The sequence below is a fragment of the Microbacterium kyungheense genome (assembly GCF_006783905.1).
In the GTDB taxonomy this organism is placed as follows: Bacteria; Actinomycetota; Actinomycetes; order Actinomycetales; family Microbacteriaceae; genus Microbacterium; species Microbacterium kyungheense.
Genome location: NZ_VFPE01000003.1, coordinates 39131 through 61719, shown reverse-complemented (window position 1 = coordinate 61719; position 22589 = coordinate 39131). Strand labels below are relative to the sequence as shown.

The following is a 22589-nucleotide window of genomic DNA, read 5'->3' as shown; positions in this document are numbered from 1 at the left end:
GAACCTCGTGCGGTCAGGCCGCGGGCGTGCGGGTCGGCTTGCCGTTGACGGGCAGGTTGACCGTCGCGTTGCCGAACTGGTCGACCTCGCCGCCGATCGGGCCGGCCTGCGCGATGAGGGTGCCGCTGAACGCGGTGCCGCCGTCGATCGGCTCGACGTCGTACGGCATCGTCTCGCCCTCGTGCTCGAACAGGAACGTCGACAGGCTCGTTGCGGCCTCGTGGTCCTGGCCGAAGTTGATCGTGAGGACCCACGTCGCCTTGCCGGACTTGGTGTAGACGGAACCGGGCTTGAGTCCCTTCCACGTCGCGGTCTGATAGGTCGGCACGAGCTGGAAGCCGGAGACCTCGGCGCCGTAGTCGAGGCCGGCGCCCTCGCCGAGTGTGACCTTGGATTCGGTCATGTAGGTCGGATCGAACATGGGCTTATGCCCCTCTCTTGATCGCGGTCAAGGCCTCCAGTTGGAGGTCGTAGGCCATGTACTTGGTTTGGAACGACACCTTTTCGGCGCCGCGGAACGCGACCCAGCGAAGGGACTGGATCGGGGCGAGCAGGTCGTCGAGCAGCTCGTCGAGCGCGACGTCGGCCTGCGACGGGTCGAGGTGCTCAGAGACGACAGTGAGCACGAACGTCGGAACGAGAACGCCCTGCGCGACGGTCGAGCGGGTGACGCCGCCGAGTTTGAGCATGAGCGTCGGTTTCGCCGGGCGGTCGATCTTCGTCTGCGTCGGCACCCATCGGAACCTGTCGGGGTCGACGAGCGCGAGCAGGTTGTTCTCCAGGCGGGCGCGGAGGTCGGCGTACCCGGTCATAGCGGCGTCGGCTCCGGCTCGGGGTCGTGGCCGGTCGGCGGCGTGCCGCCGCGCGGCGGTCGCATCATGCGGCGCGCCTCGCGGGCGAGCCAGGGCGGGTTGTAGTCGAACCCGTCGGCGCCGATCGAGCCGCCCTCGTCCGCGATCGCGTCGTTCCACAGGCCGCGGACGAGCGTGAGCTGCGCGAGGCGAATGGTCGTGTCGCGCGGCCGCTCGGGGTCGCCTTCCTCCGGGACCCACGCCTCGCAAGCGTCCTGTGCGGCGTCAAGGAGAGCCTGACGCATCTCGTCGTCGATGCCGTCGGCGTCGTCCCACAGGTCGTCCAGCTCGTCGGGGGTGATCCAGTCCACGGCCACGTTGTGCGCTCCTGTGCTTGGTCGGATGGGGAGTGGTGCCGCGACCCGCGCCGCTGAGGTCAGCGCGGGCCGCGGCGGTCGGTCACGCGTCGGCGACGCCGATGTGGACGAACGCCTCGGCGCGGCGCACGAACTTCTGGAGGTAGCCGTGCACGGCCTCGTCGACGCCGCCCTTCACGATGTCGAGCGCGTTGACGTGGAGCGGTCCGCCGGGCAGCTCGTCGAACTCGATGCCGTAGCCGGCGCCGACGATGACGCTCGACGTGTCCTCCACGCCGGTGTCGCCCTGGACGACGTGCACCTTGCCGTCGGCGGTGCCGGTGCCGTCGGTGTTGACGTCGATCGACACGAACTCCGGGAGCAGGTCCTTGGGCGTGTAGATCAGCTCGTTGTATGCCAGCTCGTTCGCGATCGCGAAGGACGGCGTGTCGCGGCGTCCGTCGGCCTTGCGCTTCTTGACGGCCAGGATGCCCTGGATGAGCTGCCCGACGGCGCCGGCGTAGTCGTGGCCGTCGACGCCGGGGTAGACGGCGGGCGCGACCGGGGCGCCGGCCGTCTCGACGATGAGCGCCAGGGCCTTCTCGTCGGACCACTGGAGGTAGTCGGCCTCCAGTTCGGCGAGGAAGGCGGCGATGACGTCTTCGCCGCCGGGGAGGTCGAAGAACTCGCGGCCGATGTCGGCGCCGCGGGCGTAGCGCTCGAAGCTCGACGTGCGCTTGCTGGTGTCGCCGGCGCCCGAGTTGATCTCGGTCTTGTTGCCGGTCCACGTGCCGTCGGACCACGTGCCGCGGCGAGTGAACTTGAAGTCAGCTTTGCCGGCGGCGGTGATGTCGGTGCCGAGCTTGCACAGCCCGATGTACTCCCGCACGTAGGCGTCGCCGAGATTGACGGCGCCGAGCCAGTTGGGGCGCAGCACGTCGGCGCCGGGCAGTGCGCCCGACCCTGTGAGCTTGATGTCGGAGAGCGCAGCGAGCACGCCCTTGGCGCCCTCGTCGAACGGGTTCGACCACTTGAGCGTGGCGATCGCGGCGAGGATGTCGCGCCGCTCGGGCGTGCGCGCCTTGGTCTGTCCCGGCTTGTTCGGGAGGTCCACGGTTGCCTGCACTTCGGTGTTGGTGTCAGCCACGTCGGTGGCCTCCTTGTCTTCCTCGGGGGTTTCGCCGTCAACCTTCGTGACGGTGGTCGTGCGAACGTTCTCTTCGACGCGGCGCCAGCGGGTGCCCTTCTCGTCGGTGAACTCGTTCACGTACGTGCTGGAGCTGGTCGACTCGGGCGCGTCGTACTCGGCGCCGGGCTCGGGGGTGTCGGCGGCGAGCACCATCGCCGACGGGAACGCGCCCATCTCGACGAGGCCAGCCGCGGCGAGGTTGCCGCCGGTCGCCTTGCCGGCCTTGATGCCGGTGCGGAACTCGCCCGACAGTCGGCGACGCTTGCCCTTCGGGTCGCGGGCATCGGCGAGGGCTGCGTCACCCTCCGGGGTCTCGGCGAGCTTGAAGGTCGCCATGATGCCGGCCGACTCTTCCCACACCTTCGTGGCGCGGCCGACCGGCGAGTAGCGGTCGTGGTCGACGTTCAGCGACACCACGGACGGATCGGTGGGAATCGTGATGACGCCGGCCTCCACCTCGAACTGGCCCACGTTCGTACGGCCGACCTCGCCGTACGGGATGAGCAGTCCGGTGATGGTGCGCTCGTCGACGTTGGCGAGGACTTCGCCGCCCTCGATTTCGATCAGCTCGTTCATGGGGTCAGTCCTCCGTCGGTGTTCCGGTCTGGGGTGTGGACGTGTTGGAGAAGTCGAAGCGCACGCGAGTCCCGCGCGGCACGACGGAATCGACCGACAGGGCGTGCTCCAGGGGCGCCGTCCAGAAAGCCATGCGGTCGTTCAGCTCGGTCGCCTCGGTCTCCTGCGTCTCGTATGTGAGCGTCGACTGCGGCTTCGCGCCGTCGAGCGCGGACGCGTTCAGGTTGAGGAAGTTCGCGATGTCGATGCGCACGGCGTTGCGCGCCTCGGTCAGAACGTTGATGCCGGACTCGGCGTGATCGAGGTTGATCTTCGCCTTGGCGGGGACGAACAGGACCGCGCCGTCTGGGTTGCGCAGCGCGGTCGCGACGTTCGTCACGTAGGTCTTGGCTTCCTTCTTGGTGAAGTCGCCGTCGTTCTGTTCCTCGATCAGCACGGTCGGCGTCGGGTTCCGCACCCGCGCGGCCCACGCCCGCTCCAGCGACTTCGCCGCGCGGATCGTCTCGGGCGCCGCCGACAGCAGACCGTCGAACGGACCTTCCAGCAGCAGGTACTCGGCGGGGCCCTTGACCTCATCGTCGACGGTGACCTGCCCGTCGTCGTTCACGCCCCATCGCTCGTACGGCACGTGGCGGGCGTCGCCGATCGCGCCCAGCCCGCCGTCGGCCGCTGCGCCTCGGGCGACGAGCCAGAGCGACCACGGGTAGAAGATCCAGTCGTCGAGGGTGTGCGCCATGCGCTCCCACGGCGTCTGCGGGGTGTCAGTGCGGAACAGCCACTTGTGCTTGGCCGTGACGTCGCTGTCGTCGCTGTCGAGCGCGCGCAGGGGACGGTCGGCGAGCTGGATGATGCGGTGGCGAGCAGCGGCGACGGCCGGCACGCTCATCGCCTCCTTGCGGGTGACCGGGGCGACGTCGAGTCCAAGGATGTCGGACCAGACGAACTTCTCCAGCTCGCCGTCGCTCCACGGGCTCACGATCCCGCTCACGTGGGACTTCGCCGACGTCCGCTGGATGCGGCGGATCAGGTCGAGGCGCTGTGCGAACTTCACGCCTAAAACGATCCGGAGAAGGTGTTACATGCTCCGGATCGTCGGCGTGTCGACGTTCACCAATCGTCGCCGAGTAGCACGAGCAGATCGCCGGATGCCTCGCGAGCTGCGCGCGCCGCCGCAGCGGCCTCGGAGTCTTTGAGGCCGACGCCGGCCGCGATGATCGGACCCCACGAGTAGACGCAGTGGATCGCGGACTCGCTGGCACACTCGTCGAACCATCGCCCGACCCATCGCCCGTCCGCGAGCTGCACATCGAGCCATGCACGGTTTCCCGAGCGCAGCGCGCCGATGATGCCGCAGTAGTCCTTCACCATCGCGTTGTGTGTCTTGATCCAGGCGTCGCATTCGGCGCGCGGAAGGTCCGCGAGGTAGCCGGTTGGCGGGAGTGGGTGCCGCTCGCGGATGCGTTCGCCGGCCCAGTTGACCTGCTCGATGTTCACTCGGTCCAGGTCGATCATGCGTGCGCTTCCCGGCTCTCGGCGACGCGGCGTGCGGTCGACGCGGTGCGAGGGTCGACGTCGTGCACGGCGATCAGGTGGCGCTCGCCTTGCAGGTAGGCGTCGGCCATCGTCCAGGCGAATCCGTGCCAGTACGAGCACGAGCTGCAGAACGAGTAGACGTACTGCACGACGACGCCGTTGCGGGTGACTTCGCGCGTGATCTTGGGTGCGGTGGTGGTGCTCATGCGGCGACGATCCCTGTTTCGGTCTGAGTCTTGGCGTGGTGCTGGTCCCAGTTGCGCAGCGCCCGCACTGCGGCATCCAGGCAGGTGATGTCTTCGCCCTTCTCCATCGGCGTGAACAGCCACACCTTCTCGTCGTTTCGCATGTACCGCTTCGCGGCCTGCTCCACGGCGACGTCAAGGCCGGGCTGTCCGAACTGGATGAGGGTCCCGCGCTCCAGCTCGCGGAGGAACTGCACGCAGCCGGCGGCGGTCTCGGTGTAGGTCTGCACGCGCAGTCGCGGCTTGGGGCGGAGACGAGCGGCCTCGGCGGCGGTCGCCTTGCCTTCTCCGATGTCGTCGTAGGCGATCGACGATCCGCGGTAGCGCAGCGACAGCTCTTGCATGCGCTTCGGAAGCCATGCGGTGCCGGGGCGGTGGTCGACGACCTCGACGACGGCGCGGCCCTTCGAGTCGCGCCACGCAGCGACGATCGCGGCGACGGAGCCGTTGGGCTTGATCGCGACGCCGAACGCGACGCGAGCGGGGCGATTCGGGCGCTTCGTCTTGGCGGCTCGTGTCCACCAGTCGCCGGGGATCGCACGCTCGCCGAACGTCTCGGGCCAGAGCGATCCGTACTCGCGTGCCCACTTGGGCTTGTCCATCTTGCGCCAGTTGGTGCGCATCTTCGCGAGGGTGGTGAGGGTGCCGACGCCGGGGTGGTGCCGCTCGATCAGCTCGACGGCCGTGTCTTCGTTCTCGATCGACTCCCACAGCGTGTCGGGTGGGAAGCAGTAGTCAGCGCCCGCGATCGGCGCGCCGCTGCGCAGCTTGTCGATGCGCTCCCAGAGCGGGCCGATGCGAACCTCGCCGGCTGTGCCGGACACGACGAGCGCCGAGTTCGGTCGGGTGTCTTGCAGGGGGATGATGCCGGCGAGCAGGTCGGCGCCGGTCTCGGGGTCCAGCTCTTGCGCCTCGTCCACCCACGAGACGTCGCCGGCTTCGCCTCGGTAGGCGTCGGCGTCGGGCTTGAGCACGAGGAACTGGGAATCGTTGGTGTAGTAGATGCCCTTGCCGACCTCGCCCATGAGGATGCGGAACCGGCGCCCGTCGGGCTCGGTCGGCGCTGCGGGCTCGGGCAGGAAGTCGTCGCCGAAGAGCGCGAGCTGCTGCGCGAGTCCCTTGGGCTGTGTGCGGATGCCTCGCTTCCACGGCGGGATGCCGGCGAGGGCGTCGGGGTCGGGGTCGGTGCGGTCGAGGCGAGACTTCCACTCGCGGAGGCGGGCGGACGACTTGACTCCGGACTGTGCGGAGAAGGTGACCTGATAGCCGGGCCGCGATAGGCAGCGCCCGTGGCACCACATGAAGATGGTTGTCGTCTTCGAGCTGCGGCGCATCGCCTCGATGACAGCCTCGTCGATGTCGTCGACGTTGCCGGCGGCGTTCAGCGCGTCGACCATCCAGAGCTGCTGAGGCTGGAGCGGATAGCGCTTCGGTGACATCGCGCCGAGCGCCTCGATCGCGTCGAGGTCGTCGAGGTCGACCAGCTCGTAGCCCATCGATCGGGCGCCGGCGAGGAACTCGCGGCGCAGCTCGTCGTCCTCCAGGAGCGGCCCGTAGAATTCCGGCTTGATCCCGCGGTTTCTGACCGAATCCCACAAGTAGAGAGAGAATTCGGTGCTGCCCACAGGCGGAGGTTCAAACGCAACCTCAAAAGAACGGGTCAACGGTCGCCTCCGAACACAGCGATGACGATCACGACGACGGCGAGGATCGCCGCGCCGATGATGTCGAGGACATGGATCACCACGGGCGGATTCCTTCGCGGTTGTCGTGCGACGTGCGACGTCGCTGGTTGGTCTTGGCTGCGCCGAGCTTGCCGCCGGCTCGGAGGTTGCATCCGGCGTGGGCGGCTCCCGTGTTGGCGCGCGTCGTGCGGCCACCCTTCGACGCCGGGGTCAGGTGGGCCACGTGCCAGCGCATGCCCTTCTCGACAGGCCGGCCGCACTCGACGCACGGGAGCGGCAGGCGTGCCTCGATCTCGGGGCGGAGCTTGTGCGTCGCGCTCGTGTGCTTGCTCGCTCGGTGGTGCTGGCTCATCGGCCGAGGTCCGCCCGTCGCTTGTGGGTCAGGTGGTACGCGCCGCACGCGCAGAGGTAGATGCGGAGGTATCCGCCACGTCGACGGATCGACGTCGCCGCCGCGCTCGTCGCCGACGCGTTCGACTCGTGCGGGTGCTTGCCCGGGGTCGGGCAGGTCACGCCGACCACCCGCGCAGCTCTGACGCGTCGTGGGCCTGGATGTGCTCGCTCGACGCCTGCTCGGGCGTCTGGCCCGCTGGCACGTGGACGATGGAGCCGCATGCGCCGCACTGGAGGTACATCATGCGAACACCTCCATCGCGTCCTGATAGTCGATCGCATCGACGTCGGCGTGGTCAGCCATTCGCATCGCCTCAGCCACGCGCGACAGCGCGTAGCGCAGCGCGCCTCGCTGAGTGCGGAACGTCTGCGCGTACTCCAGGTCGCTCGTCCGATAGGCGAGCCACACAGGCCGGCCGTAGTCGACACGCGCTCGCTCGACGGTGAACTTCAACGGGGCGAGCTGGACCTCACGCCACGTCGGACGCCGCGTCGTCGAGTACTCGACTGTGTGGCTCCCGTCGGAGTGGTGGAGTAGACGCGCGTTGCCGTAGACGCCGAGGGACGAGTCACACGATCGGCAGGTGATGATGCGGCTACCGGGGAAGGTGAGGTGCGGTCGAAGGGTGATCATCGGTTCTCCTTGCGGCGGTTGTGGTGGCGTACGAGGGCGTCGAGGGCGAGGTAGCCCCAGAGCGCGATGGCGAGTGGAATCCAGAGCCAGGGCGGGAGCGTGTCGATCACGCGCGGGCCTCCTCGGAGACATCGACGCGAGCGCCGCAGTCGAGGCAGTAGCCGGTCGACGTCGGGCGGTGCGGCTTGCCGCGTCGCTTGCCGACCGTGCACGCGTTCGCGCGCTCGCGATCACGTGAGTTGGTCTCAGGAAGATGAGTAGTTAGTTCTAGGTCTGGTTCGGGTGACACTGATGTCACCCGCCCCGGTGACATCCGCGTCACCCCAGGGGCGACGCCCGCGTCAGGGGGTGACACTGACGTCACCCGTACGCCGTAGTCCGCCAAGGACGCGATCGGGGCCGGCGATCGGTCGACCGCTCCGACGCGATGCTGCGCCGTACGGTCGCAATCGCTCGGGCATCGCAGCGTCACCCGGTACAGGTTCGGGCGGTGCGCGTCGGACGTCAGGTGAGTGCCACCGCCCTGGATGATCCGTCGGACCTCGCCGAGCTTCTCCAGCGAGTCGATCGCGCGCTGAACCGTGCGGGCGTCGACGTTCGCGTAGCGGGCGAGCGTGCCGATCGACGGCCATGCGCCGCCGTCTCCGTCGTGGTTCGCGATGCCGAGAAGCACGACCTTGGCCGTGCCCTTCGCTCGCGAGTGGTTGAGCGCGATCGCGAGCGCCTCGGCGCTCACTGTCGCGTCGCAATCTTGTGCATGACGCCCACATTGATGGGGCTGTGCACAAGTCTCGATATCTTGTGCGGCGTGTCGCGAAATTGTGCGTGAGGTCGCTACTCTTGGTGCATGACGATGATGCTCGACAATCCGGCCTGGACGCTCGTCGACAGGCTGAAGAAGTCACGCCTCTTGGCTGGCTTGGAACAGTCCGACCTGGCTGACGCGTGCGGTGTATCGCGCAACACGATCAGCAACTGGGAGACGGGGCGCAGCGAGCCGAGCGCCAGTGCGTTCGTCCGCTGGGCACGAACGACCGGTGTCACGCTCGAATGGCTCGCCGAGGGGATCGACTACGGATCAGAAGGTTAGGGGTTCGAGTCCCTTCGGGCGCGCACTGTGTTGAGACAGTAAGCATTGAAAACCCGCGGTTATCCGCGGGTTTTCGTGTTTTCTGGCGTTACTCTCGTCCCCTCTGCTTCGCGGGCGCAACGTTTGACTGTGGATCAGAAGAGTTTCAACCGGCTCCAGCAGTTCCCCACGAAATCTCGTGTGTTTCGCCTCGTTCGCCTCCCTTCGATCAGCAGGACATGTGTGCACCTATGTGTGCACCAACTCTGCAAATGCGCGAGTCGGTGACTGGGCGTCGTGTCCTCCAAACGCACCACGCACGTCGGGGCCGGGCTCGCCCGTGCGGACGGCGAGGATAACCCGCACGACGGAGTACCGACATTCTGGATCGAGTCGGTCAGAGGTCAGTCGATCCGTCCGTTCAACTCCGCGAATGCCGAAAGCCAAGCTTCCGGCACAAGATGCGATAGCTCGCCGTACCTCGTCAGTGTGCGGGCTCCGGCTACGGTGCAAGCCCGTCGGACGAGGGTCTCCATCACTTGTAACCTCGCCCTTCGCCAGTAGGCGAAACCGCTTACAGCCACCAGTCGCCGGGAACAACCACTGTTGGGTCGCGCTTGCCACGAGCGGCTCGGTGGGCCACACTCGCGACATGAAAATTCTTGCAGTCAAGGAACTGGATGTCGAGTACGTGGGGGTGGGCGATCTGGTTGGTGGCCTACGGTCCGCCGGCGTCGAGTCGGGTGATGCCGTGCTGGTGCACTGTGCACTGTCGTCGTTCGGAAACGTTGTGGGCGGTGAGCAGGCGGTAGTTGAAGCGCTGCGTCTCGCCGTCGGTCCGATGGGAACCATCGTGATGCCCACGCAGAGCTGGCACCTATGCGACCCGAACTTCCTCGACGACCCCGCCCTCGACGGTGCGGCGCGTGCGCGTGTACGGGAGCTCCTTCCCGCCTTCGATGCGGCGTTGACCCCCACCCGGACGATGGGGCGCGTCGCAGAACTGTTCCGGACGCAGCCAGGGGTTCTACGCAGCGCTCATCCCCACCGTTCCTTTGCGGCACAAGGGCTCGAGGCCGAGGGAATCGTTGCCGAGCACGAGCTGCGCGAGCCGTTCGGAGAGCGCTCGCCACTTGCTCGGCTCTATGCCATCGGGGCCAAGGTCGTACTCCTCGGCGTCGGCTACGAGTCCTGCACCGCGCTGCACCTGGCTGAGTGCCGAGCGGGCGGTCCGGGCAGGTCCCGGGTCCGCAACGGGGCGCCACTTCTGATCGATGGCCAGCGCACCTGGGTTGACTGGGACGAGCCGGTCGTTGACGACGAGCACTTCCCGAGCATCGGTGCCGAGTTCGATGCGTCCGGCGGCTCCCAGAGTGTGACGATCGGGGCTGCGCGGTGCCGGGTGATGGAACTGGCGAGCCTCGTCGATTTCGCTAGAACTCGGCTCTAGTCGTCAGAAGGCGACTCACCAGACTGCAAGAAGTTGCAGTGTAGGCAACCATCTGGCACCATGCTGTTCACCGCATCGGCGCGACACGATTCCACGGATACTGGAAGCGCTTGCAACGTTGCGGCCCGTTGATCACATGGAAAGGCAGCACCAATGAGGGTGAAGTACCGCGCCACCACGGCGCTGGTCGTCGGCGGTCTCGTCGCGACCGCGGCACTGACCGGATGCTCGGGCGGCGGCTCGTCCGCATCGGACACGAGCTCGCAGACGCTGACGGTCTGGGTCGATCCCAACCGCGCTGAGGAGCTGAAGGACATCGTCGCGCAGTTCGAGGCCGACAAGGGCATCAACGTGAAGCTCGTGCAGAAGGAGTACGGCGACACGATGAAGGAAGACTTCATCAAGCAGGCGCCCACGGGCAAGGGCCCCGACGTGATCGTCGGCGGCAGCGACTGGCTGGGACTGTTCGTGCAGAACGGCGTCGTCGCCCCTCTCGAACTCGGCGACACCGCTGACGACTACTCGGATGTGGCGATTCGGGCGATGAGCTACGAGGGAACCACGTACGGGCTGCCGGTCTCGGTCGAGAACATCACGCTCGTCCGCAACACCGCTCTGGCGGACTCGACGCCCGCAACGTGGGACGAGCTCATCGCGGCCGGGCAGGCCGTGGTCACCAGCGGTGCTGCGCAGTACCCGGTGCTTGTGCCGTCTGGACCGGAGTCGGACCCGTACCACCTGTACCCGCTGCAGACCTCGTACGGTGCGCCGTTGTTCGGCACCAACCCGGATGGCAGTTACAACCCGGACGATCTGCTGATCGGCAGCCCCGGCGGGGAAGAGTTCGCGCAGAAGCTGGTCGAGTGGGGCCAGGAGGGCGTGCTCAACACCAACATCACGAACGAGATCGCGCGTGACGAGTTCGCGGCCGGCAAGTCGCCGTACATGCTCTCGGGCCCGTGGAACCTCCCGGCCTTCAAGGACGGCGGCATCGACTACGCGATCGAGCCGATCCCCCAGGCCGGGCCGGAGGCGCCCACGCCGTTCGTCGGAGTACAAGGCTTCTTCGTCAGCGCCAAGAGCGAGAACGCGCTCGCGGCGAACGAGTTCGTCGTGAACTACCTCGGCACTGAGGACGTGCAGCTCGCGCTGTACAAGGCGGGTGGGCGGCCGCCGGCGATGACTTCGGCTTTCGAGATCGCTTCCGCCGAGAACCCCGACGTCGGCGCGTACGGCGAGGTGGCCCTCACCGGTGTGCCGATGCCCGCGATCCCCGAAATGGGTGCCGTGTGGAACTACTGGGGCGCGACGGAAGCAGCTCTCGTCAACAACACCGCCGGTGACCCGGCCACGGCCTGGCAGACGATGGCGGACCGCATCGCGACCGACATCGCGAAATAGCCGCTGCGGGTCGGGGCACCGCCTCAGCCCCGACCCGCAGCACTACCGAAACCCGACTTCATCACCGCCGCCGCTGGAGCACCATGACCGCCCCCACCACCGAGGCGCCGCCCGCGCCGATTCCCCCGTCCCCGAACGGCACGCCGCGCCGACCGATCCCTTCGTCCTCGGCTCTGCTCGTCAAGATCGCCTCCCTCGGTGTGCTGGACGCCCTCGTGCTCTACGCCGCCTTCGTGCTCGCACTCGACGAGCAGTGGCTGATCGTCGTGGGCATTCTGCTGGCCGCTGCCGCGATCAACTGGGTGTACCTGCGCCGAGGGATGCTGCCGGCGAAGTATCTGGTACCGGGCACGGTCTTCCTCGTCGTTTTCCAGCTCTACGTCGTCGTCTACAGCGGGTACATCGCGTTCACCAACTACGGCGACGGACACATGGGCGACAAGGACGACGCCATCTCCGTGCTCATCGAGAAGTCACTGTCCCGCGTTCCGGATTCGCCCGCCTATGACATGGTCGTCCTGGAACGGTTCGGCGAGCTGTCCTTCCTCGTCACCGAGCCAGACGGCACGGCAATGGTGGGCTCGGACGGCAGACCCCTCGAGCCCGCCGAAGGCGCAAGGTTCGAAGGCGGACGCGCTGTCGGTCTCGATGGCTACCAGACCCTCGACTTCTCACAGATGCTTGCTCAGCAGTCGCAGATCGCAGCAATGAGTGTTCCGCTGTCCGAAGACCTCGACGAAGGGGCGCTGCGCACCCCGGACGGCGCGAAAGCCTACGTGTACTCCGCGTCCATGAGGTACGACGAAGCCACAGACACGTTCGTCGACGTGGAGACCGGCGCGGTCTACCGCGACGAAGGTACCGGCGCGTTCGTCTCCGAGGGCGGCACCGAGCTGATGCCCGGTTGGAAGATCGACGTCGGCTTCGACAACTTCGTTGCCGCCTTCACCGAGGAGTCGATCCGCGGACCCCTCTTACAGGTCATCGTGTGGACGTTCGTCTTTGCCGGGTTCACCGTTGCCGCGACCTTCGCGGTCGGGGTGTTTCTGGCCACCGTGCTCAACGACCCGCGCCTGCGATTCCGCCGAACCTTCCGGGTCCTGGTGATCCTCCCATACGCCTTCCCCGCCTTCCTGTCCGCCCTCATCTGGAGCGGGATGCTGAACTCACAGTTCGGGTTCATCAACCAGGTTCTGCTGGGCGGCGCCGACGTCCCCTGGCTGACCAACCCGGTCTTGGCGAAGGTGAGCATCCTGCTCGTGAACGTCTGGCTCGGGTACGCCTACATGTTCCTGGTCGCGACCGGTGCGCTGCAGTCCATCCCGGAGGAGTACGTCGAGGCGGCGCGGATGGACGGCGCCGGCGCGTGGACGATCTTCCGGCGCGTGAAGCTTCCCCTGCTCATGGTGACCATGGCGCCGCTGCTGATCGCGGCATTCGCTTTCAACTTCAACAACTTCAACGTGATCTACCTGCTCACCGAAGGCGGCCCACAGGACATCTCCACAGACATGAACGTGGGCGCGACAGACATCCTGATCACCCTCGTCTACAAGGTCGCGTTCGGAGAGACGAGCGGACGCGACTACGGACTCGCAAGCGCCTTCTCGATCATCATCTTCCTGCTGGTAGCCGCGATCTCGATCGTCGGATTCCGCCGGACCAAGGCCCTTGAGGAGCTGAACTGATGGCGCCCATCACCGTGGACCCGTTCGAACCCGACACGGCACTCTCGCCAGTCGTCAACCCGCACCGCAGCCGTGCCCGCCACGTCGGACCCTCGCACCGCCGCCGTGAGCGGCTGGGACTCCTCGGCAAGTACGCGGTCGCGATCGTCACCAGCGTGATCGCCGTGTTCCCGATCCTCTACATCGTGTCGGCGTCGTTGAACCCCAACGGAAGCCTCGTCAGCTCCAACGACCTCTTCCGCTCAATCGACCTCAGCAACTACATCGATCTATTCAGCAACCCGACGCAGCCGTATGGGGCGTGGTTCGCGAACACCATCATGATCGGCTTAGTAGCCGCGTTCGGCACCGTCTTCCTCGGAGCTCTCGCCGCGTACGCCTTCTCCCGGATGAGATTCAGCGGCCGTCGGCTCGGGCTGACCACCATCCTGCTGGTGCAGCTGTTCCCGCAGCTACTCGGGGTGGTCGCGATCTTCCTGCTGATGACGTCCATCGGCGACATCTTCCCGGCTATCGGACTCGACTCGCAGCTCGGACTGATCCTCGTCTACCTGGGTGGGGCGCTCGGGGTGAACACGTACCTCATGTACGGGTTCTTCAACACTGTGCCGGCATCCATCGACGAAGCCGCGAAGCTCGACGGGGCCGGGCACGCCCGCATCTTCTTTACGATCATCCTTCGACTGTCGGCGCCGATCCTCGCCGTTGTCGGGCTGCTGTCCTTCATCGGAACCGCGAGCGAGTTCGTCGTGGCCAGCGTGCTCCTCACCGACCCGGCGAAGCAGACGCTGGCCGTCGGACTGTACCAATTCGTCTCTCAGGAGACCTCTGCAAACTGGCCCGTGTTCGCCGCCGGAGCCGTCCTCGCAGCGCTGCCGGTCGTGCTCCTGTTCTTCGTGCTGCAGAAGTACATCGTCGGCGGTCTGACGGCCGGAGCGGTGAAATAGTCGCGAGATCACCCGGTGCTAACCTTTCCGCCATGGGTGCCACTCTCGCTGACATCGCAGCGCATGCCGCCGTCAGCGAAGCGACCGTCAGCCGTGTCCTCAACGACAAGCCTGGCGTGGCGCCGACGAAACGCCGCGCTGTGCTCACAGCCCTCGATGTGCTCGGGTACGAACGGCCGTCGCGGCTGCGGAGCCGTACAGCGCGCCCCGTCGGCGTGCTGTTGCCCGAGCTGGTCAACCCCATCTTCCCTGCCTTCGCGCAGGCGCTCGCACCGAACTTCGCCCGCCGCGGTTTCACCCCTCTCATCGGCACGCAGAGCGAGGGCGGCCTGCACGAGGACGAGATCATCGACATGTTCGTCGAGGCAGGGGTGTCGGGAATCCTCTTCGTGGCAGGACAGCACGCCGACACGGCAGAATCGACCGACCGCTACCAGGCATTGCGTGAGCTCGGACTGCCATTGGGCTTCGTGAACGGGTATCGCGAGGACGTCGATGCTCCGTTCTTCTCCATCGACGATGTCGCATCGATGTCGATAGCGGTCCGCCACCTGGTCGCGATGGGCCACCGCCGAATCGGATTCGCCAGCGGACCGGAGTCCTGGGTGCCCACTCGCCGGGCGACCGAGGGATTCCGGTCGGCGATGCAGGAAGCCCTCGGCCCGATCGCCGTTGCGCCCGTGGTTCATGGGCTGCTGTCCGACGATGGCGGCGCGAGTGCGGCCCGCGAACTCATCGCAGAAGGATGCACCGCCGTGGTTTGCGCGAGCGACCTCATGGCAGTGGGGGTGCTTGCCGAAGCACGCCGACAGGGGCTCTCCGTCCCCGCTCAGTTATCGGTAGTCGGATTCGATGATTCGATACTGGCGCGCAGCTGCTGGCCGCCTCTCACGACCATCCGGCAGCCGGTTCCCACGATGGGCATTGCGATCGCGGACGCCTTCGTCGGCGAGATGAACGGAATCCTGGCCTACCGCACCGAGTACATCTTCCAGCCCGAACTCGTCGTACGCGAGTCGACCGGCCCGGCGCCGAGCGAGAGCTGATCTCCGGCAAACTCACCCTTCGGTGAGCACCGTCGCCACAACGTCCGCAGCACGGCTCGGGAACTCTGGCCATCCTGGCCCGAGGACGTCACGTGCGAGCGTGGCGACGCCGCGAGCCGCGTCCTCGACAGGCTGGCCCAGGACCGCGTCCAGGCGGGCAGCGATCCCGGGGTAGGCGGCGTCGAATCGACGGGCCGGCTCAAGCGCGTCTTCTCGCACACAATCGGCGGGCTCGACGCGCGCGCGAATCGCCCGGATCAGATGCCCTACCGCCCAAGTGCGAACGAACTGACCGCCGATGACCCGTTCGCCGCGGCGAGCACGCCCGAAGCCGACGAGCAGCTTGACGAACGTCAGACCTGCCTCGCCTGCGGCATCGACGGGTGGGATGGTGTTCAGCCGCTCGCGCCCTTCGGCGACGAATGCGTGTGCACGTTCGTCGCCGAAGGTGAGCTGCGCCTCGTCGATCACTACACCGGCGAGCTCGTCGACGGAGGCAATGGCGAACTCCAACAGGTGGGCATCGTCGTAGAGCACCGAGAATCCAACTGCGCCTTCGCGGGCGAGGAGCACAATACGCTCCGGGTCCGGCAGCCAGTCGAGGGATGCCCTGGCGGAAGTAGCCGCCTCGTCATCGACGAGCGCCAGGAAGTCGTGGTCAGACCAGCGGTCCCGTCGCTCGGCTACTGCGGCCGAACCGACCACGACAAGGCCGCGTGCGCCAGGGACGCGGGCGAACCCGGCCGTCAGGCGCCCGGTGAGCTCGTCGAAACGGTGCAGGTCAAGCATGCGCGGATTCGAGAGCCTCTCGGCGTGTGGCTCTCGCCGCAGTCGTCGCAGCGGCCGACGGTGCTGCCGCCGTGCGAAGCGACCAGACGCCGAACGCGGGCCCGCTCGTACGCCACCGCAGCCGATCTGCCGCTCGGTCCAGGGTCACGTCGCCGAGGGCCACCGCGGGCGGCGCGAACTCGTCGACTGTGCGCCCGGCGAGTGACGCGACCGGAAGCGAGATCTCCGCGGCAGATCGACACGCCACGACGAGCTCGGCCGAGTCGTCACGTTCCCGCACGAATGCGACGGCGTCGGCCCCCGCGTGGAGCCACCGCAGCGCTCCGGTCCGAAGCGCGGGCGACGCGGCGCGCGCAGCCGCAAGGCGTGCATACGCCGTCGCAAGAGCGGCGTCGGAGCCCCAAGGCAGCGGCGTTCGAGAGGCTTCGCCGTCGCTCCCACGAAGGCCGAACTCGTCACCCGCGAAGATGACCGGCGTGCCGGGCAGAGTGAACGACAAACCCGCAGCGACCAGTTGCGCTGCCGCGTCGGCGCGTTCCGCGAACCGCGGGGTGTCGTGCGTGTCGATCGCGTTCATCGCGAGCGATCGCACAGCCCACGGCATCGGGGTGCTGAAGCGCCGGAAAGCGCGGGCGAACGACTCCGCCGACGCTGCCGGCGTCTCGGCGTAGGGGATCCCGTAGTGGTGCACGGGCGCTGCCTCCGGCTGGCGAAGCCAGTGCCACAAGGGGCGGGTGAACGCCGAATAGCTCATGGGCGCGTGCCACCCCGAGCCGTCGAAGTCGCGGCTGGTGTCGTTCGTCGACTCCGCGAACAACACGCTGCCCGGCGCGACCTCGTCCATGGTGCGGCGCACCGTCCGCTGCACAAGCGTGTTCAGGTCGTCTTCGCCCTGCCGACCTGTCATGTTGGCGACATCGATGCGCCAGCCATCAAGACCGTAAGGGGGCAGCAGCCACTTCGCCACGACGCTGTCCGGGCCCTCGATGAAGCGCCGACGCAGTTCCCGCGAGTTCCAGTTCAGCTTCGGCAGGCTGGGCACGCCGTACCAGGCGACGTAGTCCATGTGAGCTTCGTCGTTCCAGTAGTAGAAGTCGGACTCGGCGGCCGACGGGTTGCCGCGCGCGGCGCGGAACCATTCGTGCGCATCCCCGGTGTGGTTCGTGGTCAGATCCCCGATCACGCGGATGCCCCGCGAGTGCGCCGCCTCCACCAGGCGGATGAGTGCCTCGTCGCCGCCGAGCGTCGCGTCGACCCGGTCGAAAGTGCTCGCGTCATAGCGGTGGTTCGACTGGGCAGGAAAGAACGGGGTCAGGTAGATGAGGGTCACTCCCAGTGTCTCGAGGTGATCGAGTCGCTCGGCGACACCGTCCAGATCGCCCCCGAAGAACTGGCGCGGGGTGTCGGGGCCACGATGGACCACCTCGTCGTCCCACGATGCGGCGATCGCCCACGCGGGGATGGGGCGGCTGGAGGCGGCCGCGGAGCGCGCAAAGCGATCAGGGAAGATCTGGTACATGGTCTGCTGGGTTGCCCACTCGGGAGGAGCCGGAAACGTGGTCGCTCGGTAGTCGAGCGCGTCGAGCGGTTCGACCTCGTCGATGCCTTCACCATTGAGCCAGAACGCCCGTCCCCTCTGGGCGTTCAGCAGGAAGCGGTAGGACGTCACGGGGTTCGCGACCGTGAAGGCGCCCTCCCACCACTGCGCGTCGTCACACGCGATCGGGGCCTCGATCCGATGCATGGGAAGGAACTGCGGCTCGCCGTCGACCACCACGCGCAGCCAGACGCTCGACACCGTCCCGAAGGTGTCGGGCACTCGGACGCGTGGCCGACGGACATCCGTCTCCTCAACGGCGGTGATGGGGGAGTAGAGCTCGGAGCCATCGTGGTGAGGGAGATCGTGCCAGCGCATACGCCTGCCTTCATTCGTGCGCCACTCGGCGCGCTCGGGTACGGCGGCAGGACGCCGCACGGAGGGTCGGGGGCAACGATAGCAACGTTTTGCGGAGTATGAAACATTTTGCAGATCGAGGTGAGAACCGCTGTAACATCCCTCCGTGAACAACTCGATCCTGCCCACCGGGCCACTCGCCGATGTCGTTTTCAGCGCACTCGAACCGCTCCCTGAGCCGCTGCGAAACCACTGCCTGCGGACCTTCGTTTTCGCTGAGCTGATCGCAGACGAGACGGAGCCGGGCGGGTGCGACCGGCGGCTGCTGTTCGCTGCGACGGCGATGCACGACCTCGGACTTGGCCCGGGCGCCGAGGGGCGGCAGCGATTCGAAGTGGAAGGTGCCGATCTCGCGGTGTCCCGACTGATCGCTCACGGGTTCGACGAGCAGCAGGCGGACGAGGTGTGGGAAGCGATCGCGCTTCACACGTCAGGCGGCATTGCGGAGCGCCGCGGGCCCCTCGCACGACTGACGCGCGCGGGCGTTCTCGCCGACCTCGGCCGCCACCCCCTGATCTCCGCGGAGCGCGCAGCCGCAGTGCACGACCAGTTCCCGAGACTCAACGCGGTCCGCTCCATCGTCGACGCGGCCGTCGCACACGCAGAACGATCGCCCTCGGCTGGAGCGGCTTACACCCTCGCCGGCGAACTCACGCGTGAGCGTCGAGACGGCGGCACCACCAGGCTAGAAGCGGGCGCGACGCACGCGCCTTGGTGCGACTGAGCGCTCGTTGAGCGCGTCGTGCCTTGATCGGTCAGTTCAATGCGGGCCCCGACGGCATGTGTGCACGGATGTGTGCACCTGGCCTCTCCAGCCGCAGAATCGCGGGCAAGTACGTCCGCCGCGCGCTTGTCTACGGATCAGAAGGTTAGGGGTTCGAGTCCCTTCGGGCGCGCACTGTGTTGAGACAGTATCTACGAAAGCCCGCGGATTCCGCGGGCTTTCGTGTTTCTGCACCGAATGACGAGAGAACGCGTAACGCGCTTGCCCATCAACGGGGTCCTCGACCCGGCCGCTGTGGACAGTGACGTCACGCGTTGAGCTCGTTGACCTCGGCGATCAGATCGAGGCGGCTCAGCAGGGTGTCGCCGGCCGCCGCGATGCTGCCGACCGCCAACCCGACGACCACCGCGGTGATGATCGCGAACGCCACGATCGCCGGCCAGGCGTATCCGCGCTTCACCGTGAGGACAAGAGCCGTCATCGCGCTGAGGACAGCGACCGTCTGGCCGGCAACAGCCGCGAACGCCATGCGAAGCGCCCCGTCGACGGTGAGCGCGCCGTAGCTGTTGAACAGCATGTTCAGAGCCAGTGGAACTACGATCACACCGAGCATGAGGATGAACCCGCGGCCGACGCGCCGGCTTCGCTTCACCGGAGGGTGCGTACCCACAACGGACTGCGCTGTCATGCTGTGACCCTATCGAGAAGAACCCTCCCGAGTCACTGCGACAGCGGCGGCGAGGTGCTCGCGAGCGGCCAGCCGCGCTCGGTCGAGCGCTACTTTCGTCCTGTGTCAGTGAGAATTGGTCGTCCGAACGACCGAGACTTCGACCACCTTTGCAGCAGCGACTACGGCGTGGCCCAGCAGATGTACGCGAGGTGTGGGTACGTCCCCGATGGCCGGGGCGTCATCCTCGAAGGAAACCCGTCGCGCCCGGCGGCCCTGACGCGGCAGCCTTCGCGCCGGAGAGGACCGCTGTCATCCCCTGTCGAGGAATACCCCGATGTCGTCGCCCCGCTTCACGAACTGGATCGCGCTGTTCGGCGCGCCGGCGGTCGCGATCGGCTCGTCAGGCTCGGAGGCTTGCGCGGGATCAGGGCCGTGCGAGGCGGCCGGCGAAATAATCCCACACCATCAGCGAAAAGCGTCTACCGGTGCGAAAGCGCGGCACGCACCTGCGCGACAACCGCTTCCCACTCCTGGCCGCTGTCCGAGTCGGCCCACAGCTCAGCGAGATCGCCGCGCGGCGATGCGGCGACGTCGAGCGCTTGCGCAGCGGTTGTGATGAGGTCTGCCGTGGGTGCGGGGACGCGCTTCACGAACGCCTGCACGCTCTCCGTGTACGTGTCCGACTGCGTCGGGCGACCGAGTCCGTGGGCGACAGCTTCGGCGGCCGCAATGACGAGGGTCGAGGTGTCGTCGTCGATGTCTTCGGGGTTCTTGTCGAGGACGCTCGTCAGCAACTCCTGCACCGACGTCCAGTCAGTCGCGTCATCCAGTTCCCATGCCCAGTCGGCTGCCGAGTCGTTGCCGAATGGGTCTGCGCTCCATGCTCCCATTCGCTGATCGTACGATCCGCGTCCGACATGCAATCGGGCCGGGCGAGCGCTATGGCGTGATGGTGTCCTGGGCGTCCCGGAGATACACCAGCCGCACCTCGAAGCCGTCGTTGGTCGGTCGGGCGTACACCCACACCGGTCGCCAGTCCAAAGGAGTCGGACCGATCTGCGTGGGCTCGTCTTCGGAGAGTCCCATCTCCGTGATGAGTGCTTCGTTTGTGCCGCCGTCTGCAGGGCGGACGGTCAAAGAGGTGGTTGCACGGTACGGCTGGTGGGTGGTTCTCGGCTCGCCTGCGATCACGGCGCCTGAGGGTGCGCTGATGAGCCATGAGGGTGGCGCCGCGTCCTTCACCGTCGCGACACCGACGAGCTGCCAGATGACGTAGCCGAAGACGAACATCATGGCGATCGTCCACGAGATGAAGCGTCGGTCCATCGCAGACAGCGGCCGCGGTGCTTCGGCGATGTCGGCGTGGTGCTGCCTCGTCACATGCATTCCCTCCGTCGGCCGGTCGTCCAGGCAGGCTATCCGGGCTACGACGCAGGTGCAGTCCAGCGCGCGGCTCCGCGGAAATCGTGGCCTGGTGGGCCGCGATCGGCGGTCATGTGGCGACTCAGGGGGGCCGCCGGACGTCAGTGGATCTGCCGTCGTCGATGGTGGACGCCGGTAGCCTGCGAGGGTGACAGACGCTGAGCTCGAGGTGACCATCGACGTCGTCAGGGCATGGACACGGCACGAGTTCGATGAGGGGCCGGAGGCCGACGGGCGAATCGAGGCGACTCCTTGGGGATTCACGATCACGCGGCAGTCGCGCGCCTACCTGGACACGGGCGACGTGCTGGCGATGCTCATCGGCAGCGGACCGTACGTCGTCGACGGCGAGAGCGGGGAGGTGTGGGCGACAGGCTCTGACCCGATCTCCCACTCGGGGGACGAGCGCACCATCGGCTACGCGAACCTCCACGACAAGGAGACCTTTCGGCGCTGGCGCCGGGGCCGGCTGCCCGGCGTCGGGAACGTGCTCGATGCGGTCGACCCCGAGGGTGCGGATGCCCGCTTGCTGCAGCGCTACGCACGGTGGGGCCACCTGGAGGCGCCGTTTCACCGCGACGGGCAGTTCGGCTGGTCCGACATGGAGACGGGCCGGTACATCGAGCCGGAGGGCGACCGGTGGGCGTTGCGTTCGTGGAGCCGCGGCACGTCTCAGGACGAGGCTGTGTTCAGCCATCGCGACGACGCGCTGCGGGCGCTGATGATCGACCTGGCGCGTCCTGGAGCGGGCGGTCGCTCGTTCGGGCCCAGGAACCCGCCGACCGGGGGTCACGGTCTTGGACATCGACGAGCGGCCGGCGCTGCGCTGGGACAACCGTGAGGCGGTGTTCATGCGGCGAGTGTGGGGCCGCGATGCGTTCCTGCCGTTCCTCCGCGCGTCGCTCACGGATATCGCGGCATCGTTCGCGTCGCCTGCGGGTCTACCGCTGGTGAGCTTCGAGAACCCACTCGACGTGCGATGAGTCCCGTGTGACGCTGTCAATCCCCGTCGACATCGCGTTGATGCGGTCTACCGTCGCGCCATGACTGAAGCGCGCGCCGCCGTCACGGGACGAGTGTCGCCGTTCCGCGACCTGCAAGAGAAGGGGGTCGACGCGCCGGCCCCGGCCGGACGCTGATCGCGCGCTCCCGAGTCAGCCGTCGAGGAACGCGGCGAGGCGCTTCGCGACCGTCTGCGGGGCGCTCTCGTCGGGCGCATTGTGGTCAGCGCCCTCGAGCATCTCCACGTGCGAATGCGGGATGGTGTGACTGAGTGTCTCGAGAACATCTGTGAGATAGGCCGGGGTCTTGGTGCCGCCGATCAGGAGAGTCTTCGCCGCCACCTCGGCGTAGCCCGCCCCATCGGAGTCGTAACGGAGGACTTCGGTCAGCTCCGGTGGGGTGGTGGGCATCAGGTCTCGCATCTCGGTCCCACTCTTGCCGCGCACCATGAGCGCGGCCAAGCCCTGGAACACGAATCGCGGTGTCGCATCGGGCAGGGGCGTCAGCCGGGTGCGCTGCAGGAACAACGCCATCGCGCGTGCGTGCCGGCCCGCAGCCAGGAGCCGTTCGAAGTCGGGCAGGAACGACAGATCGAATGATCCGTTCACCGAGACCGCCGGCTCGTACACCGCGACCCGGTCGAGCGATCTGTCCGTGCGGGCCGACTGGAGGGCGATCAGGCCGCCATAGCTGTGACCCAAGACGAGTCGCGCTTGCTCGGCGCGCTGGACCGCCTGCACGTCCTCGACCTCCCGATCGAGACAGTAGTCGCGGCCCTGAGCACCGCTGGCCCCGCGGCCGCGGCGTTCCATGACCGAGACGGCGAAGCGATCGGCGAGTTCACCGGCCAATCGGGCGTAGTTGTGTGCCACCCGGTTGTTGCCGGGAACGATCACGAGCCCAGGACCAGCACCCGTGTGCGCGTAGCTGATCGAGGTGCCGTCGAGCGATACCGCCGAGCGAGTTCCGGTCATGGCAGAAGTGTGGCGCTCGGGCGCTGTCATCTCGCTGCCGACGGAGCGAGT

28 protein-coding genes are annotated in these 22589 nt (G+C 67.4%); 9 read left to right on the top strand and 19 right to left on the bottom strand.

Translation table 11 applies throughout. From position 1 onward, the window contains the following. Nucleotides 1-13: 13 nt before the first annotated feature. The 13 genes from FB391_RS12785 to FB391_RS12735 form a co-directional block, all read right to left on the bottom strand. A complete protein-coding gene (locus FB391_RS12785) occupies nt 14-421 on the bottom strand; it encodes a hypothetical protein (protein WP_141894857.1) in 408 nt (135 codons plus the stop codon). A gap of 4 nt (nt 422-425) precedes the next feature. Then, nucleotides 426-812 (bottom strand): hypothetical protein, encoded by a 387-nt coding sequence (locus FB391_RS12780; RefSeq protein WP_141894855.1) that lies wholly within the window; start codon nt 810-812, stop codon nt 426-428. After that, entirely contained in the window at nt 809-1168 is a 360-nt protein-coding gene (locus FB391_RS12775; protein ID WP_141894853.1) for a hypothetical protein, read from the bottom strand. The genes FB391_RS12780 and FB391_RS12775 overlap by 4 nt, the downstream gene beginning before the upstream one ends. Nucleotides 1169-1250: 82 nt before the next feature. Next, nucleotides 1251-2912 (bottom strand): hypothetical protein, encoded by a 1662-nt coding sequence (locus FB391_RS12770; RefSeq protein WP_141894851.1) that lies wholly within the window; start codon nt 2910-2912, stop codon nt 1251-1253. Between the two features lie 4 nt (nt 2913-2916). Continuing rightward, nucleotides 2917-3963 (bottom strand): hypothetical protein, encoded by a 1047-nt coding sequence (locus FB391_RS12765; protein WP_141894848.1) that lies wholly within the window; start codon nt 3961-3963, stop codon nt 2917-2919. 56 nt (nt 3964-4019) lie between these two features. Next, on the bottom strand, nt 4020-4424 hold the full coding sequence (locus FB391_RS12760) for a hypothetical protein (RefSeq protein ID WP_141894846.1): 405 nt from the start codon (nt 4422-4424) through the stop codon (nt 4020-4022). Next, nucleotides 4421-4651, bottom strand: a complete 231-nt coding sequence (locus FB391_RS12755) for a hypothetical protein (RefSeq protein ID WP_141894844.1) — start codon at nt 4649-4651, stop codon at nt 4421-4423. The genes FB391_RS12760 and FB391_RS12755 overlap by 4 nt, the downstream gene beginning before the upstream one ends. Then, on the bottom strand, nt 4648-6315 hold the full coding sequence (locus FB391_RS12750) for a hypothetical protein (protein ID WP_141894842.1): 1668 nt from the start codon (nt 6313-6315) through the stop codon (nt 4648-4650). The genes FB391_RS12755 and FB391_RS12750 overlap by 4 nt, the downstream gene beginning before the upstream one ends. 115 nt (nt 6316-6430) lie before the next feature. Next, nucleotides 6431-6727 (bottom strand): HNH endonuclease, encoded by a 297-nt coding sequence (locus tag FB391_RS12745; RefSeq protein ID WP_141894840.1) that lies wholly within the window; start codon nt 6725-6727, stop codon nt 6431-6433. Further along, a complete protein-coding gene (locus tag FB391_RS19705; RefSeq protein ID WP_185843055.1) occupies nt 6724-6888 on the bottom strand; it encodes a hypothetical protein in 165 nt (54 codons plus the stop codon). The genes FB391_RS12745 and FB391_RS19705 overlap by 4 nt, the downstream gene beginning before the upstream one ends. Further along, nucleotides 6885-7013, bottom strand: coding sequence for a hypothetical protein (locus FB391_RS20100; RefSeq protein WP_281286432.1), 129 nt, complete (start codon nt 7011-7013; stop codon nt 6885-6887). The genes FB391_RS19705 and FB391_RS20100 overlap by 4 nt, the downstream gene beginning before the upstream one ends. After that, on the bottom strand, nt 7010-7402 hold the full coding sequence (locus tag FB391_RS12740; protein ID WP_141894838.1) for a hypothetical protein: 393 nt from the start codon (nt 7400-7402) through the stop codon (nt 7010-7012). The genes FB391_RS20100 and FB391_RS12740 overlap by 4 nt, the downstream gene beginning before the upstream one ends. A gap of 106 nt (nt 7403-7508) precedes the next feature. Next, nucleotides 7509-8138 carry a helix-turn-helix domain-containing protein gene (locus tag FB391_RS12735; RefSeq protein WP_185843054.1) on the bottom strand — a complete coding sequence of 210 codons (630 nt, stop codon included), beginning with the start codon at nt 8136-8138 and terminating at the stop codon, nt 7509-7511. Nucleotides 8139-8249: 111 nt separating this feature from the next. Between FB391_RS12735 and FB391_RS12730 the strand changes: the two genes are divergently transcribed. The 6 genes from FB391_RS12730 (at nt 8250) to FB391_RS12705 (ending at nt 15003) form a co-directional block, all read left to right on the top strand. Then, entirely contained in the window at nt 8250-8492 is a 243-nt protein-coding gene (locus FB391_RS12730) for a helix-turn-helix transcriptional regulator (RefSeq protein ID WP_246093503.1), read from the top strand. 631 nt (nt 8493-9123) lie between these two features. Continuing rightward, on the top strand, nt 9124-9921 hold the full coding sequence (locus FB391_RS12725) for an AAC(3) family N-acetyltransferase (protein ID WP_141894833.1): 798 nt from the start codon (nt 9124-9126) through the stop codon (nt 9919-9921). A 153-nt stretch (nt 9922-10074) separates the two neighbouring features. Beyond that, nucleotides 10075-11322 (top strand): sugar ABC transporter substrate-binding protein, encoded by a 1248-nt coding sequence (locus FB391_RS12720; RefSeq protein WP_141894831.1) that lies wholly within the window; start codon nt 10075-10077, stop codon nt 11320-11322. A gap of 83 nt (nt 11323-11405) precedes the next feature. Then, the gene (locus tag FB391_RS12715; RefSeq protein WP_141894829.1) at nt 11406-13010 is read left to right on the top strand and encodes an ABC transporter permease subunit; all 1605 of its coding nucleotides are present in this window, start codon (nt 11406-11408) and stop codon (nt 13008-13010) included. Beyond that, nucleotides 13010-13957, top strand: coding sequence for a sugar ABC transporter permease (locus tag FB391_RS12710; protein ID WP_141894827.1), 948 nt, complete (start codon nt 13010-13012; stop codon nt 13955-13957). The genes FB391_RS12715 and FB391_RS12710 overlap by 1 nt, the downstream gene beginning before the upstream one ends. 32 nt (nt 13958-13989) lie before the next feature. Next, entirely contained in the window at nt 13990-15003 is a 1014-nt protein-coding gene (locus FB391_RS12705; protein ID WP_141894825.1) for a LacI family DNA-binding transcriptional regulator, read from the top strand. Between the two features lie 12 nt (nt 15004-15015). On the opposite strand, the gene FB391_RS12700 is transcribed toward FB391_RS12705, so the two are convergent. Both FB391_RS12700 and FB391_RS12695 read right to left on the bottom strand, forming a co-directional pair. Further along, nucleotides 15016-15792, bottom strand: a complete 777-nt coding sequence (locus tag FB391_RS12700) for a hypothetical protein (RefSeq protein ID WP_141894823.1) — start codon at nt 15790-15792, stop codon at nt 15016-15018. Next, nucleotides 15785-17611, bottom strand: coding sequence for an alpha-amylase family glycosyl hydrolase (locus tag FB391_RS12695; RefSeq protein ID WP_246093501.1), 1827 nt, complete (start codon nt 17609-17611; stop codon nt 15785-15787). The genes FB391_RS12700 and FB391_RS12695 overlap by 8 nt, the downstream gene beginning before the upstream one ends. A gap of 241 nt (nt 17612-17852) precedes the next feature. On the opposite strand from FB391_RS12695, the gene FB391_RS12690 reads away from it, so the two are divergent. Next, nucleotides 17853-18470 carry an HD domain-containing protein gene (locus FB391_RS12690; protein WP_141894820.1) on the top strand — a complete coding sequence of 206 codons (618 nt, stop codon included), beginning with the start codon at nt 17853-17855 and terminating at the stop codon, nt 18468-18470. Nucleotides 18471-18777: 307 nt separating this feature from the next. Here the strand turns inward: FB391_RS12690 and FB391_RS12685 are convergent, their stop codons facing one another. From FB391_RS12685 to FB391_RS12675, 3 genes are all read right to left on the bottom strand, one after another. Then, nucleotides 18778-19047 (bottom strand): hypothetical protein, encoded by a 270-nt coding sequence (locus FB391_RS12685; RefSeq protein ID WP_141894818.1) that lies wholly within the window; start codon nt 19045-19047, stop codon nt 18778-18780. A 572-nt stretch (nt 19048-19619) separates the two neighbouring features. Continuing rightward, nucleotides 19620-20030: a DUF4259 domain-containing protein gene (locus tag FB391_RS12680; protein WP_141894816.1), complete on the bottom strand. Its 411-nt coding sequence runs from the start codon at nt 20028-20030 to the stop codon at nt 19620-19622. Between the two features lie 49 nt (nt 20031-20079). Beyond that, entirely contained in the window at nt 20080-20433 is a 354-nt protein-coding gene (locus FB391_RS12675) for a hypothetical protein (protein ID WP_141894813.1), read from the bottom strand. A gap of 277 nt (nt 20434-20710) precedes the next feature. On the opposite strand from FB391_RS12675, the gene FB391_RS12670 reads away from it, so the two are divergent. Beyond that, the gene (locus FB391_RS12670) at nt 20711-21403 is read left to right on the top strand and encodes a YrhB domain-containing protein (RefSeq protein ID WP_141894811.1); all 693 of its coding nucleotides are present in this window, start codon (nt 20711-20713) and stop codon (nt 21401-21403) included. After that, nucleotides 21360-21545, top strand: coding sequence for a hypothetical protein (locus FB391_RS12665; RefSeq protein WP_141894810.1), 186 nt, complete (start codon nt 21360-21362; stop codon nt 21543-21545). Before FB391_RS12670 ends, FB391_RS12665 begins: the two co-directional genes overlap by 44 nt. Before the next feature lie 171 nt (nt 21546-21716). Here the strand turns inward: FB391_RS12665 and FB391_RS12660 are convergent, their stop codons facing one another. Then, complete coding sequence (locus tag FB391_RS12660; RefSeq protein ID WP_141894808.1) at nt 21717-22568, bottom strand: alpha/beta fold hydrolase; 852 nt, start codon at nt 22566-22568, stop codon at nt 21717-21719. Nucleotides 22569-22589 lie beyond the last annotated feature (21 nt).